This is a genomic window from Flavobacterium sp., from assembly GCF_031363805.1.
Classification (GTDB): Bacteria; Bacteroidota; Bacteroidia; order Flavobacteriales; family Flavobacteriaceae; genus Flavobacterium.
In genome coordinates this window covers 1-14380 of the sequence record NZ_JANLVD010000207.1, presented here as the reverse complement: position 1 = coordinate 14380, position 14380 = coordinate 1, and the positions used below count along the sequence as shown (strand labels likewise).

The window sequence follows — 14380 nt, the reverse complement described above, 5'->3', positions numbered from 1 at the left end:
GATAATAAATGGACTCCAGTTGGTGGAAGTATAACGAATACTAATTCTGGAAATGTTGGTATAGGCATAGGTGGCCCAAACTACAAATTGCATGTTGGCAATAGTGCAAATGCAATGCGTATTGAAGGCCCAACCTCGCTTGGGGGCAAAGCATTAAGTATAGGCGGATTTGGTAAAATAGAAGTTGATGCACCTGGTAATCCAGGCGGAAGATTTAATATTCAAGACAATGGTAATGTTGCCATTGGTTCTTCTTTTCCAGCAACTACAAAACTGGAGGTGAACGGTTTTACTAAATTAGGTAGCGATGCGCCAGCAATAAAAGTTAAAAAATTAACTGGAACTACAGCAAGTGCTGAGGGCAGTTTTGCACTTGTAGGACACGGATTAAACTTATCAAAAATACTCTCTGTTTCAGTTTTGGTAAATTCTAACGATACAGAGTATTTTCCTGATTCTTACACGCTAAATGCAGGATTTATGTTCAACTATTATGTTGATGCAGAACGAATTCTCATATTAAACAGTGTTACAAATTCTGAGAATATTTTGTCCAAAGCATTAAAGATAGTAATTATATACGAAGAATAAATTTACACAAACACAACTTCTTAAAAATAAAATTATGAAAAATTCAATACAAAGCATCATAAAATCTTTGCTATTGCTAACTGCAATCTGCTCAGTTAACTCTGTTTTTGCTCAAGCATATACTCCTCAAAAAATGAGTTATCAAGCTGTAATAAGAAATACGACCAATGCTATTGTAGCAAATACAAATGTTGGAATGCGAATCAGTATTTTGCAAGGTTCAGCAACAGGAACAGCAACTTATGTTGAAACACAAACCACAACTACCAATGCAAATGGCTTAATAACATTACAAATTGGTAATGGAACAGTCACAACTGGTGTTTTTGCTAATATAAATTGGGAATCTGGAATTTACTTCATAAAAACCGAAACCGATCCAGCAGGTGACACCAATTATACTATCGTCGGAACAAGTCAATTATTGAGTGTGCCGTATGCTTTGTATGCTGAAAATAGTAAAAATTCTTGGGGAACATCAGGAAATGCTGGTACTAATGCATCCTCAAATTTTATTGGAACTACAGATAATAATGATGTTGTTTTCAAGAGAAATGAACAACCAGCAGGAAGAATTGAATTTGACAATATATCTATTGGATATAACGCTTTTAAAAACAATGTAAGTGGAGCGCAAAACACCGCAATTGGTGCAAATGCACTTTATTTTAACACTACCGGAATAGATAATACTGCTTCGGGTTATAGTGCATTAGCAACAAATACTACTGGGTTTGGAAACACTGCTAGTGGATCATCGGCATTAGCTTACAATACTAAAGGCTTTAACAATACAGCAAATGGTGTCTATTCTCTTAATTCAAACACAACAGGTCATTCAAATACCGCAAGTGGCGTAAGTGCACTTACTTACAATACAACAGGAAATCTCAATACTGCAACTGGTGTTTCAGCACTTTACAAAAATACAATTGGCTTTGCCAATACCGCAACTGGAGGAAATACTTTACACTTTAATATCGATGGAAGTAATAATACTGCAACAGGGCTTGGAGCTATGTTTAATAATATTTCAGGAAGTTTAAATGTTGCCAATGGGGTTAATGCTCTTTACAACAATACCACAGGAATTTCTAACACGGCATCTGGACACGAAGCATTGTATGGCAATACGACAGGAAATTCTAACACCGCTTATGGTAAAGGTTCACTTCGATTTAATTCAACTGGGAATGAAAATACAGCTATAGGAACTAATTCTTTGCAATACAATACGACAGGAAACAACAACACTTCAACAGGTTATTTTGCCCTAAATGGCAACACAACTGGCGGGTTCAATACCGCTTATGGTAATCGAACTCTTGGTGTTAACACCACAGGACTTAACAATACGGCTTTGGGTACGTTTGCTATGTATACGAATACAACAGGAGGTGCAAATACCGCAACAGGTATGAGTTCTTTAGAATTAAATACTACAGGAACTAATAATACAGCGACAGGATTTAGTGCATTAAAGTCGAACACGGTTGGTTTTCATAACACTGCCATAGGTGGCGAAGCATTAAAATCCAATACTTCTGGTGGACAGAATACGGCAAGTGGAGCATCGGCTTTATTTTATAATACAACAGGATTTTACAATACTGCGAATGGTTATGAAGCATTAGTATTCAATATTGATGGAGGTGGAAACACAGCAACTGGCTCTAGAGCACTTCGTTCTAACACAACTGGCAACAACAATACAGCCAATGGTTATTTGGCATTATACTCGAATACAACTGGTGCAGGAAATACCGCTTCGGGTATTAATACTTTATTTCTAAATACTTCAGGAAATGTCAATACGGCGCTTGGTTTTGAGGCTTTAAACACAAACACAACGGGTAGTAACAATATCGGAATAGGAAATGGTACTCAAGTGCCATCAGCAACTGGTTCCAATCAAATTCGATTGGGAAATGCATCAATATCTTATTTTGGATGTCAAGTGGCATTATCTGTAACCTCGGACAGTCGTTGGAAATCAGATATTAAAAAATCGGCTCTTGGGTTGGATTTTATTAATAAACTAAATCCTGTTTCGTACATCAGAAATAACGATGAAACCAAAAAATTAGAATATGGTTTCATCGCCCAAGAAATGGAAGCTACACTCAACCAACTCGATGCTAAAAACAACGCCATAATTTCCAAAGACGATGCTGGAATGTATAGCGTTCGTTACAACGATTTGTTGGCGCCAATGGTCAAAGCAATTCAAGAACAACAAGTTATGATTGAATTATTGAAAAAAGAAATAGAATTATTAAAAAATAAATAATTGAAATTATGAAGTCAATTACACAAAATATCGTAAAAATTATATTTCTCTTTACAATTTACATTTCTATTCAAACCTCTTCAGCACAATGGATTGGTGACCCAATACTAAACAACCCAGTTTGCAATTTTCAAGGACATCAACAAAATATTCAAATGGTTACCGACAATGCTGGCGGTGCAATTCTAACTTGGACGGACACTCGAAATGGTGAAACCAAAGATATTTATGCTCAGCGAATTGACGCCAATGGGAATTTACTCTGGAATGCTGATGGAATAGCTATTTGTACTGCTCCCAATGAACAATTTACGCCAAAAATCATAAGCGATGCTGTTAATGGAGCTATAATTACTTGGGAAGATAGACGAATTTCAAATGACGGAGATATTTATGCACAACGCATCAACGGAAATGGTCTGGTGCAATGGACAATAAATGGTGTAACCGTTTGCAACGCCACCGGAAGTCAAAGTATGCCACAAATAACATATGATGGTTACAATGGAGCAATAATTGCTTGGACTGATGGTAGAAACGGTAATCCAGATGCAAATATATACACACAACGTATTAATCTTGTTGGCAATATGCAATTTACAAACAATGGCTTTGCCGTTTGTACTGCTGCCTATTTTCAAGGTAGTCCGCAATTAGTTCCAGATGGAAATAATGGTGTTATTATTACTTGGAATGATTCTAGAGGTAACGATGGCTTTGCCGATATTTATGCACAACGAATTAGTTCAACTGGTTTTGCTTATTGGCCTAATAATGGCGTACTAATTTGTAATGCAAATAACAATCAATATGATTCAAAAATTGTGGCTGATAGCACAGGTGGAGCAATTATTTGTTGGCTTGATAATAGAAACGGCAATGCAAATATTTATGCTCAAAAAATTAGTGCAACGGGTTTAAATCAATGGACAACAAACGGAGTTAGCGTTTGTTCAGCACCTTTTTTACAAGGATTTCAACAAATAATTTCAGACAACACTGGTGGAGCATATATAACGTGGGAAGACCGCAGATTTGGATTTGGTAGCGATATTTATACCCAGAGAATTAATACAACGGGATTGCCACTATGGACAACAGACGGAATTGAAGTTTGCACAAGCAGTCCTGTACAAAAAGAGCCTCAATTGTGTTTGAACAATTCAGGAAACCTATTAATTACTTGGCAAGACGATTATACCAATATTTTTGCACAAGCAATCACGCCAACTGGTTCGGTATTATGGACAATAAATGGCGTTCCTGTTTGTAATGCCATAGACAATCAATCTAATCCGCAAATAATTTCAAGCGGACAAAATGAAGTAATTATTGCTTGGGATGATAATCGAAGTACTGTTTTAGATATTTATGCCTCCAAACTTTCAAGCAGTGGAACATTGACAACCAAGTCATTTTCTGAAACTTCAAAAATAAGTTTATTTCCAAATCCTGTAAAAGACATTCTGACCATTCAAAATCCAGAAAATCTTAATATTGATAAAATCACAATTACCGATTTAACATGCAAAATAGTGTTGGAACAAAACAATAATGCTACTTCTGTAAATGTCGAAAATCTCCAAAACGGAATGTATTTACTTCAAATTCTTTCAAACGGAAAAAATTCGGTATCAAAATTTATTAAAAACTAAAATTATGAAAACTATAATAATAATTCTATTTGTAAGTCTCCTTTTTTGTAATAAAACAGTTTACAGTCAACAACCTACAATGGTCAAAGATATTAATTCTGGAACTGATACGTCATTTTTTGAACCTTCTTTTACAGCTATTGGATCAACTCTTTATTTTACTGCAAACGATGGTACAAACGGCTATGAATTATGGAAAAGTGATGGCACAAATGCGGGAACAGTTATGGTAAAAGACATTTATCCGGGTTATGTAAATGGTATTGCTTTTGGTTCTGAACCAAGAAATTTAACAAACGTAAGCGGTACCTTGTTTTTTACAGCAAATAATGGAACTAATAGTAGAGAATTGTGGAAAAGTGATGGAACCGAAGCTGGAACAATTATGGTAAAAGATATTACAACAGGTTTTTCAAATATTCAGGAATTAACAGATGTGAACGGAATTTTATTCTTTTCAGCAAATGATATTAATGGTATAGAATTATGGAAAAGTGATGGCACAGAAGCAGGAACCGCTATGGTTAAAGATATTTATTCGGGTGTTTCCGCAGGTTTTGCTAATAGTTCCTTTCCAGTAAGTTTAACTAATATTAACGGGACATTATTTTTTGAGGCAAAAAACAATGCAGATAGTTTTGCGAAATTATGGAAAAGTGATGGTACCACATCAGGAACAGTTTTAGTTTTAGGTTATCCAGAAACTACCTCAACAATGCTTGATGTTGGCAAATTATATAATATGAATAATACTTTATATCTCACAATATACGATAATTTTAATGGTACCGAATTATGGAAAAGTAATGGTACAACAGCAGGTACATCAATGATTAAAGATATTTTTCCCGGATATAACAGTCAAGTAGATGTAGCATATAGTTCTGTGCCTAACAATTTAACCTATATGAATGGTATAATTTTCTTTAGTGCTGCTGATAGTGAGATAGATACTATTAATAAAAACTTTGAACTCTGGAAAACTGATGGTACAGCAGCAGGAACTGTAAAAGTAAAAGAAATTAGAAACGGCACTTACAATTATGGTTCTTATCCTACGAGTTTAGTTAATGGAAATGGCACTTTATATTTTTCTGCAAATGACGGAATAAATGGCATTGAAATATGGAAAAGTGATGGAACAGAAACGGGTACTACTATCGTAAAAGACCTATATTCTGGTATTGGAAATTCAGAGCCTCGAGAATTTATTAACATTAATGGCACGACATATTTCGTGGCAAATGATGGAATTATAGGTCAAGAACTTTTTAAAACAGATGGAACAGCAAGTGGAACAATTGGTTATAATATTAGATTTTTAAGCGAAAGTTCTTCGCCAGAATATTTAACCAATGTAAATGGAAAACTGTTTTTTACAGCTAATAACGGAGGTCAAAATGGCAGGGAACTCTGGGTTTTAGATACTAATTCTCTTTCTGTAAAAAATAATGAAATAACTGAATCTAAAATTACAATTTTTCCAAATCCTGTAAACAATATTTTAACCATTCAAATTCCAGAAAAAACGTCAATGGGTAACATCACAATTACCGATTTAACAGGCAAAAAAGTGTTGGAACAAAACAATAATGCTACTTCTGTAAATGTCGAAAATCTCCAAAACGGAATCTATTTATTGCAAATAGTTTCCGAAGGAAAAACTGCAACTTCAAAATTTATTAAACAATAATTGAATCAATTTCAATTTCATTAAACAACCATTTTAAACACATTTCAAATGAAAAATTTAAAAACTATATTAATATTCGTTATCGCAACCATTATAATCAGTTGCTCCAAAGACGATACATCAACTGCACCGCCAGTTATTACACCACCCAGCTCAAACCTTGCCATATCGAGCATAAACCCAACTTCTGGACCAAAAAATACAACTATTTTTTTGACAGGAGTTGATTTTGTCCAAATGCTATCAGCAATATCGTAACGTTAAACGGCAAGCAGTGTACTGTAAACACAGCCAGTGCTACAACTATGAGTATTACCATTCCCAGAGGTGCAGGCAGTGGCACAATAAACGTTACCGTAGCAGGATTTACTGCACAAAGCCCCAATTTCGAATATGTGATTACGCAATCTTTGGTAAGCACTTTGGCAGGAAGCACACAAGGTTATGCCGATGGCACAGGTATTTCCGCACAATTTGCCAAACCTTATGGCGTAGCTGTAGATGCATCAGGTACAGTTTATGTAGCAGATTCTTTTAATAACAAAATAAGAAAAATAAGTCCCGAAGGCGTAGTTTCTACTTTAGCAGGAAGCACACAAGGTTTTGCTGATGGAACCGGAAATACAGCACAATTTTCATTACCAATAGGTATTGCAGTAGATGCTTCGGGTAACGTATATGTAGCAGATCTTGCAAACCATAAAATAAGAAAAATAAGCCCAGCGGGTGTGGTAACTACTTTAGCAGGAACTACAGAGGGCTTTGCTGATGGTAACGGATCAACAGCACAGTTTAATAGTCCATTTGGTGTAGCCGTGGACAATTCAGGAAATGTGTATGTAGCAGATAAAAATAATAACAAAATCAGAAAAATAAGCCCCACAGGTATGGTCACTACTTTAGCAGGAAGTACTGGGGGTTACGCGGATGGTTTGGGCACTGCGGCACAATTTTCAATTCCTTGTGGTGTTACGGTAGATGCTTCGGGCAATGTATATGTAGCGGATACAGCTAACTTAAAAATAAGAAAAATAAGTTCAACAGGTGTTGTAACTACGATTGCAGGAAGTTCTTTAGGTTCTGCCGATGGAAACGGAACGACTGCTCAGTTTAAGGGTCCTTTTGGGATAGGAATAGATGCATCTGGAAATATATATGTAGCGGATACACGTGACTTTAAAATAAGAAAAATAAGTCCAACCGCGTCGGTTACTACTTTAGCAGGAACAACTGCGGGTTTTGCTGATGGCTTATATAATGTGGCAAAATTTGGAGAAGTCACAAGTGTAGCAATCGATGCTTCGGGTACTGTTTATGTTTCTGATAATTCTTATGAAAAAATCAGAAAAATAACCCAAGATTAAAAAATTCAATTTCAATGGCAATTTCAAAACAAAAACAAATAATAACACTAATTTAAAAACAAAAACTATGAAAAATTTAAAAATAATTGTACTATCCCTTCTACTAGCTCTTATAACAAGTTGCTCCAAAGACGATGCACCAATTACAAATGTGTTATCTGTTACCACCGATACACCAACAGGAATTACTGAAAGAAATGCAAAGTTCGGTGGAAATGTGGTTTCAGATGGCGGAAGCCCTGTAACCCGCCGAGGAGTTTGCATCAGTCTAACTCCTAACCCAACTATAGACGACCCAAATAATGATGATGTGCTAGAAATGGGTGCTGGTATAGGTGCTTTTTCAGAAACCTTTACTGATTTACCATCAAACACAACAGGACACGTTAGGGCATTTGCCACCAATGCTACTGGCACCGTATATGGCGAAAACAAAACATTTACTACACTTGGTGGTTGTCCTATAATAAATGTTACAACCGATATTACGATACAAACGGTATGGAGACCAGGAAATGTATATGTAATCAATGGAACAGTAACCGTAACCTCAACTTTAAATATTCAACCTGGTGTAGTTATTAAATTTGGCAGTGCAGGGAATATTGATGTTATAAATAATGGCAAAATTTTAGTAGAAGGAACTACAGCCAACAGAGTAATATTTACTTCACTAAAAGATGATTCTGTTTGCGGCGATACTAATGGTGATGGCAATACAACCACACCACAAAAAGGCGATTGGTTAAATTTGTACCTAAATGGTGGCACCGGACACATTTTTGAAAAATGCGATTTTAAATATGCTGGTGCAAACGACAGCGGTTATCGTTGTGCCGTTTTAATTTCGGTAGCAGGTTCTTCTTTTTCTTTTGATAGCTGTGTTTTTGCGCATACAGCAAATGGCACAAATTTTACTGGGCAATTTGCATTTTATGGTGGAGCTTATATGAAAGATGCTGCTGTTTCGGTTTTTACAAATAATATTTTTTACGACAACAACATTCCTATTTACATCAACGGATCGTATTCTCTAAATCCAAATAATTCCTACTTTAATCCTGCAAATCCTGCTCAAAAAAATGCCAAAAACTGCATTTGGGTTTACCCTGACGGCGGCAACAATATTGCTGTAAGCTATAACGAAACTGAAGTTCCTTATGTCATGGATGGCTATATGCAAAAAGCTACAGGCTCAATGAATATTGGTCCAGGTGCCATAATGAAATTTCCACAAGGCAATACTTACGGACTCAATGTTATCAATCTATCGCTTGATGTAACGGCATTTCTTACCTCTATAAAAGATGACGTTCGTGGAGGCGACACCAATGGCGATGGCAGTGCAACTTCTCCAGCTGCCAACGATTGGTACGGCTATTTTAACCGAAATACAAATGCTTGGGCAAATGGAGCAAATATTTTATATGCCCAAAATTAAATAGCAAATTTATCGAGATTACAAAATCAAAAATTTTGTAATCTTGGATTTCTTTATAGGCAACTTATGAAAAATATAATTTCACTTTTACTGATCCTTTCCTCAATAAATATGGTCGCTCAAAAAGAAATTTTTGACATTGCAACGTATTCCATTCCACAAGGTTGGAAAAAACAAACATCAGAAAGCACGCTTCAATTTACAAAAGAAGACGCTAATAAAGATTCTTACTGTGCCATCACATTATTCAAATCGATGCCATCGACAGCCACAGTTGCAGAAAATTTTGATTTGACTTGGAAATCAGTAGTAAAACAAATGGTTTCTGCAACTGCCGAGCCTCAATTACAACCTACTGAAACAGAAAATGGCTGGGAAACCCAAACTGGTTTCGCTACTTTTGAAACTGAAGGTAGCAAAAGTGTAGTTTATTTAATCACATCAAGCGACAATGTGACTATGATGAGTATGCTTATTTTAACCAATAGTGATGTTTATCAAACCGAAATCACCAATTTTATAGAATCTATAATTTTAAAAAAATCAAAGAGTACTGCGAAAAAACCAATAAAAAATGAAGTTAATATAAATCGACCTGTTTCTATATCCAAAAATGATGGTTTCGCATTTACAACCACAAATTTTGATGATGGTTGGAATAGCATAGTTCAAGAAGATTGGATTGAGGTTAAAAAAGAAAATATCAAAGTACTGCTTCATTATCCAAATAAAACTATTGATAGTTACAGTTCGGACTTAATGGCCGGATTGAAATATGCTTGGGATATGCTTGTTGCTCCAAAATACAGTAGTGCAACCAATATGGAATTTAAACCTTTATTTAGTTGGCAATCTATAGAATTTGCTGAAGCAGAAATGGTTGAAAAAGCAACAGGCAAAACGGTCTATGTTGTATTTTTTAAAAAACATTTTTCAAGTGGTTCAGGACGATATATTGAGTTTATTTTTCCTGATAGATTTTCTTTTGAAAATGAATTTGGTATATACACAAACCAAGCATTGGCATCAAGCTGGGATAAAATGGCAAATATGACAAATTACAACAAATTTGCAGTAGCTGCAACCGACCTAAAAGGAAAATGGACAAGCAATTTCTCCGGAATGACACAATATGTAAACGCTTATACGGGTGCCGATGCAGGTGCAAATACACATGCATCAAATGAAAACTTTGAGTTTGGTAATGGAAATACCTATAAATGGGATCTTGGCGTGGCTAGTGGTTTTGTAGGTAATATAAAATTTCAAAGTGTAAAATCGGCAGGCAAATTTACTGTTCTAAATAATTGGCAGGTAAAATTTAGCGATATCGAAGGAAAGCCAAAAACATACAAAACTCAATTTACTTGTATTAAAGGCGCAAGAGTTTTATGGGTTGGCGAAACAGGTTTTGGTAAAAAAGATTAATTCAAATTAGATAATATCATTGGCTGTTTGTCTTCATATAATTAAAGGTTAAATTACTATTTGATTCATGTTGTGTTGTTTTTTAAAATCGTCTTGTTTTGAACACGACGATTTTTTTTGATTATCTAATATAACTTTCACTCTATTTAAAAACAAAAAACCACTCGTTTTCACGAATGGTTTGATATATTTTGAAATAAGTGTAGATTAATATCCGCCTCTGTTTCCACCACGGTCGTTTGATCCACCACCACGGTTGTTTCCGCCACCACTGTAACCTCCACGAGATTCTCCACCACCACGGCTGTTTCCACCGCCACCGTAACCACCACCGCTTGGGCGACTGTTATTGAAGCTTTTTCTTTCACCTTCTGGTTTTGGCTCTGATTTGTTTACTACAATAGCACGACCATCAACTGATGCACCATTTAACTCGTCGATAGCTTTTTGGCCTTCTTCGTCGTTTGGCATTTCGATAAAACCAAAACCTTTGCTTCTACCTGTAAATTTATCAGTTATAATTTTTACTGAATCAACAGTACCATAAGCCTCGAAAGACTCTCTTAAATCTGCTTCCTCTATACTCCAAGGAAGGCTTCCAACAAAAATGTTCATATATATAATTTAAAAATATAATTGCTACAAAGATATAGTATTTATTTTCTAAAACATTCATTGTTAGTGTTTTTCTTTTAAAAATAATATTTTAGTTGCTTTTAAGTTGCCAAAAATGTAATTATCAATGACTTTGAAAATTAAATAATTAAAATATAAGTAATTAGTATAATATATAAAAAATATAATTACATTTGCACCCTTAATTAATCGAGGTCGAGAACCTCAAAATTTAATCAAAAGATTATGTCAGTAAAAATTAGATTACAAAGACACGGTAAAAAAGGGAAACCATTTTACTGGATCGTAGCTGCAGATGCACGCTCAAAAAGAGATGGTAAATACCTTGAAAAAATAGGAACTTATAATCCAAACACCAACCCAGCTACAGTAGACTTAAACTTAGATGCAGCCGTACAATGGTTGCACAACGGCGCACAACCTACAGATACTGCAAAAGCAATTCTTTCTTACAAAGGGGCATTATTGAAACACCATCTTGATGGCGGAGTTCGTAAAGGTGCTTTGACTCAAGATCAAGCTGATGCAAAATTAGCTACTTGGATTGAAGAAAAAGCTGGGAAAGTAGATGCTAAAAAAGATGGTTTGTCCAAAGCTGAAGTTGCTGCTAAAGCAAAAGCTTTTAAAGCAGAAACTGTTGCAAACGAAAAACGTATGGCTGCACAAACTGAAGCTAACAAAGCACCAGAAGCCGTAGTTGAAGAAGAAGTTACTACTGAAGAAGTTGTTGAAGCTGCTACAGAAGAAACTCCAGCTACAGAAGAAGTTGTTGAAGCTCCAGTTGCTGAAGAAAACACAGAAGAAAAAGAGGCTTAATATTATTTTTGCAAAATGCGTAAAGAAGATTGTTTCTATTTAGGTAAAATTGCAAAAAAATTTAGTTTCAAAGGGGAAGTTCTTATCTATTTGGATACCGACGAACCTGAAATTTATGAAAATTTGGAATCAGTTTTTGTTGAATGTAACAAAAATTTGATTCCATTTTTTATTGAAAATAGCAACCTCCATAAAGGTGATTTTCTACGTGTTCGCTTTGAAGATGTTGATAACGAACAAGAAGCAGATGCTATAATGAATTGCGAAGTATATCTTCCACTCAAAATGTTGCCCAAACTTACGGGCAATAAATTTTATTTTCACGAAGTAATAGGTTTTGAAATAGAAGACAAACGTGTGGGCATTTTTGGAAAAATTGTTTCTGTAAATGATACAACTGCTCAACCTTTGTTTGAAGTTTTAAATGGCGAAGTAGAAATGTTGATTCCCATGATTGACCATTTTATTGTAAAAATAGACAGAGACCATAAAAAAGTAATTATGGATTTGCCAGAAGGCTTGGTAGAAATGTATTTATGATAGATTATTCGATAGTTAGATTTTTAGATTAAGTTATACTTACAGTAATGTCACTTTTTAGTTTCAAACAATTTTCCATTCAGCAAGATAAAACAGCTATGAAAGTAGGCACAGACGGTGTTTTACTGGGTGCTTGGTGTCCTATTGACAACAATCCAAAATCGATTTTGGATATTGGAACAGGAACAGGTTTGATTGCGTTAATGCTGGCTCAAAGAACTTCCACGGAACAAATTGATGCTTTGGAAATTGATGAAAATGCCTATGAACAAGCGGTTGATAATTTTGAAAATTCGCCTTGGAATGATAGATTATATTGTTTTCATGCTGGATTAGATGAATTTGTTGATGATCCAGAAGATGAATACGATATAATTGTTTGCAATCCACCTTTTTATTCTGAAGATTTTAAAACCGGTAATGAAAGTCGGGATTTAGCTCGATTTCAAGAGGCATTGCCTTTTGAGGAATTAATTGAAGCCGCAGATTTGCTATTGTCTGAAAACGGAATTTTTGCCGTAATTATTCCGTACAAAGAAGAAGAACGATTTGTTGATTTGTGTGCAGAATTGGAACTTTATCTAGTAAAAGTAACTCGAGTAAAAGGAAACAATACTTCTCCAATTGTGAGGAGTTTGCTAGCATTCAAACATTTTGAACTGCCAGTTTTAGAAGCAGATGAAATTGTCATTGAAGTAAACAGGCATGAATATACCAATGAATATATTGCCTTGACCGAAGATTTTTATTTGAAAATGTAATTTTAATTAAACGGTACTGCCCGAGCCCTGATGATAATATTACTATATTTCATTGACTTTAAAGAGCCGTTAAGTCAACTTTTAGCCAACGAAATACGATTTTAAATATATTTATGCCTATTTTTTACTTGAATGCTGATGAACGTTTGTGAACTTAATCGTACTATTTTTTGATTTTAAGGTCTTTCAAAATTTACAATTGATTCATTTTAGAAAAAAAATACCAACCTTTTGTTTTAATTTGAAATCCTGTTTAATAATTTCAAAATTCAAATATAATACAAATTTTGAAATTACATTTTAATCTAAAGCCACACTTTTGATAAATTTAAAAATTGTTCATTTTTAAGCGTTTTGTGGTGTTTACTTTTGCAGGAATTAAATTCCACAAACAACAAATATAGTTCCAAATTGGTTTTATTTTGTAGTAATATAAAACAAAAGACCAAGTTTAATCTTAGTCTTTTGAAAAAAAAAAAAAACATAAAACAAAACTAAGTTTAGTTGAATTACTGGCTTCATCCCTTAAATTCAACTTAAGTTTTATTAAAGCAAAACTAAACTTTTTTATGTAAATTCAAAATCTTATTTTATCATTTTCTATCTAAAATAATGTACTTCAAAGATTAATTTCTATCTCCAAATTCCCAATCATTGAAAAGTTTTAAACAATCATGCAGTACTTTGCAAAACAAGGTGTTTTTATCGAAGTAAAACAAAAGAAACCAAATTTCACCTCAGTTTCTTGCTCAAAATAAAAATAAACTAACGTTATTGAATGAGTATATCCCCTATATCCATTTACAACTTCAATAAAAATAACTTTTTTTATTACAATTCAAAATTAATTATAAATTTGTTTAAACTTTTGGGTGCAGTCTACAACTCGGACTTTTAAACAAAACACAAAACTGTTCAATTTAAAGCACTACATTCAGACTGACTTTTTATTGACAAAACCACACTTTTTTTTAAAATACAAGTAAATTCACTTTAAAAACTTTGACTATCAGCTATTTAAAAGTTTTGAGGTGTTCATTTATTTACTTATTATAATCTCTTGATATAAAACCTTTTGAGTATTCATCATTCTGTTTATTAATAGGTCAAAAATATTTTCCTTATAAATTGACCTGTTAATTCGGTAACTAAACTCATCTAAATA

At 34.2% G+C, this 14380-nt stretch carries 12 protein-coding genes and 1 pseudogene; 11 read left to right on the top strand and 2 right to left on the bottom strand.

All coding sequences use genetic code 11. The features are described from left to right. The 8 genes from RMN92_RS10955 to RMN92_RS10920 all read left to right on the top strand — a co-directional run. The coding region (locus RMN92_RS10955; RefSeq protein WP_309609484.1) for a hypothetical protein at positions 1-591 on the top strand (591 nt) is incomplete at its 5' end. Positions 592-625: 34 nt separating this feature from the next. Next, a complete protein-coding gene (locus tag RMN92_RS10950) occupies positions 626-2881 on the top strand; it encodes a tail fiber domain-containing protein (RefSeq protein ID WP_309609483.1) in 2256 nt (751 codons plus the stop codon). Between the two features lie 8 nt (positions 2882-2889). Then, positions 2890-4536 carry a T9SS type A sorting domain-containing protein gene (locus tag RMN92_RS10945; RefSeq protein ID WP_309609482.1) on the top strand — a complete coding sequence of 549 codons (1647 nt, stop codon included), beginning with the start codon at positions 2890-2892 and terminating at the stop codon, positions 4534-4536. 4 nt (positions 4537-4540) lie between these two features. Further along, the gene (locus RMN92_RS10940; RefSeq protein WP_309609481.1) at positions 4541-6229 is read left to right on the top strand and encodes an ELWxxDGT repeat protein; all 1689 of its coding nucleotides are present in this window, start codon (positions 4541-4543) and stop codon (positions 6227-6229) included. Between the two features lie 48 nt (positions 6230-6277). Next, the gene (locus RMN92_RS10935; protein ID WP_309609480.1) at positions 6278-6487 is read left to right on the top strand and encodes a hypothetical protein; all 210 of its coding nucleotides are present in this window, start codon (positions 6278-6280) and stop codon (positions 6485-6487) included. 47 nt (positions 6488-6534) lie between these two features. Beyond that, positions 6535-7593 carry an NHL repeat-containing protein gene (locus RMN92_RS10930; RefSeq protein WP_309609479.1) on the top strand — a complete coding sequence of 353 codons (1059 nt, stop codon included), beginning with the start codon at positions 6535-6537 and terminating at the stop codon, positions 7591-7593. 67 nt (positions 7594-7660) lie between these two features. Continuing rightward, complete coding sequence (locus RMN92_RS10925; protein WP_309609478.1) at positions 7661-9034, top strand: hypothetical protein; 1374 nt, start codon at positions 7661-7663, stop codon at positions 9032-9034. A gap of 66 nt (positions 9035-9100) precedes the next feature. Further along, on the top strand, positions 9101-10462 hold the full coding sequence (locus tag RMN92_RS10920) for a hypothetical protein (RefSeq protein WP_309609477.1): 1362 nt from the start codon (positions 9101-9103) through the stop codon (positions 10460-10462). 207 nt (positions 10463-10669) lie between these two features. Here the strand turns inward: RMN92_RS10920 and RMN92_RS10915 are convergent, their stop codons facing one another. Then, complete coding sequence (locus RMN92_RS10915) at positions 10670-11077, bottom strand: RNA-binding protein (protein ID WP_309609476.1); 408 nt, start codon at positions 11075-11077, stop codon at positions 10670-10672. Positions 11078-11323: 246 nt separating this feature from the next. Here RMN92_RS10915 and RMN92_RS10910 point away from each other — a divergent pair, with 246 nt between their 5' ends. Genes RMN92_RS10910 through RMN92_RS10900 form a run of 3 tightly spaced genes read left to right on the top strand, consistent with a single transcriptional unit; the run spans position 11324 to position 13215 of the window. Then, a complete protein-coding gene (locus RMN92_RS10910) occupies positions 11324-11914 on the top strand; it encodes a 30S ribosomal protein S16 (RefSeq protein WP_309609475.1) in 591 nt (196 codons plus the stop codon). Between the two features lie 15 nt (positions 11915-11929). After that, a complete protein-coding gene (rimM, locus tag RMN92_RS10905; RefSeq protein ID WP_309609474.1) occupies positions 11930-12454 on the top strand; it encodes a ribosome maturation factor RimM in 525 nt (174 codons plus the stop codon). Positions 12455-12501: 47 nt separating this feature from the next. Next, a complete protein-coding gene (locus tag RMN92_RS10900; RefSeq protein WP_309609473.1) occupies positions 12502-13215 on the top strand; it encodes a methyltransferase in 714 nt (237 codons plus the stop codon). Between the two features lie 1039 nt (positions 13216-14254). Here the strand turns inward: RMN92_RS10900 and RMN92_RS10895 are convergent. Further along, positions 14255-14380, bottom strand: a pseudogene (locus RMN92_RS10895) (IS1595 family transposase); the annotation flags it as partial.

Coding starts and splice junctions, on each gene's coding strand:
- rimM (WP_309609474.1), top strand. CDS start 11,930: ATGCGTAAAGAAGATTGTTTCTATTTAGGTAAAATTGCAAAAAAATTT.
- RMN92_RS10920 (WP_309609477.1), top strand. CDS start 9,101: ATGAAAAATATAATTTCACTTTTACTGATCCTTTCCTCAATAAATATG.
- RMN92_RS10945 (WP_309609482.1), top strand. CDS start 2,890: ATGAAGTCAATTACACAAAATATCGTAAAAATTATATTTCTCTTTACA.
- RMN92_RS10925 (WP_309609478.1), top strand. CDS start 7,661: ATGAAAAATTTAAAAATAATTGTACTATCCCTTCTACTAGCTCTTATA.
- RMN92_RS10935 (WP_309609480.1), top strand. CDS start 6,278: ATGAAAAATTTAAAAACTATATTAATATTCGTTATCGCAACCATTATA.
- RMN92_RS10910 (WP_309609475.1), top strand. CDS start 11,324: ATGTCAGTAAAAATTAGATTACAAAGACACGGTAAAAAAGGGAAACCA.
- RMN92_RS10900 (WP_309609473.1), top strand. CDS start 12,502: ATGTCACTTTTTAGTTTCAAACAATTTTCCATTCAGCAAGATAAAACA.
- RMN92_RS10950 (WP_309609483.1), top strand. CDS start 626: ATGAAAAATTCAATACAAAGCATCATAAAATCTTTGCTATTGCTAACT.
- RMN92_RS10915 (WP_309609476.1), bottom strand. CDS start 11,077: ATGAACATTTTTGTTGGAAGCCTTCCTTGGAGTATAGAGGAAGCAGAT.
- RMN92_RS10940 (WP_309609481.1), top strand. CDS start 4,541: ATGAAAACTATAATAATAATTCTATTTGTAAGTCTCCTTTTTTGTAAT.
- RMN92_RS10930 (WP_309609479.1), top strand. CDS start 6,535: ATGAGTATTACCATTCCCAGAGGTGCAGGCAGTGGCACAATAAACGTT.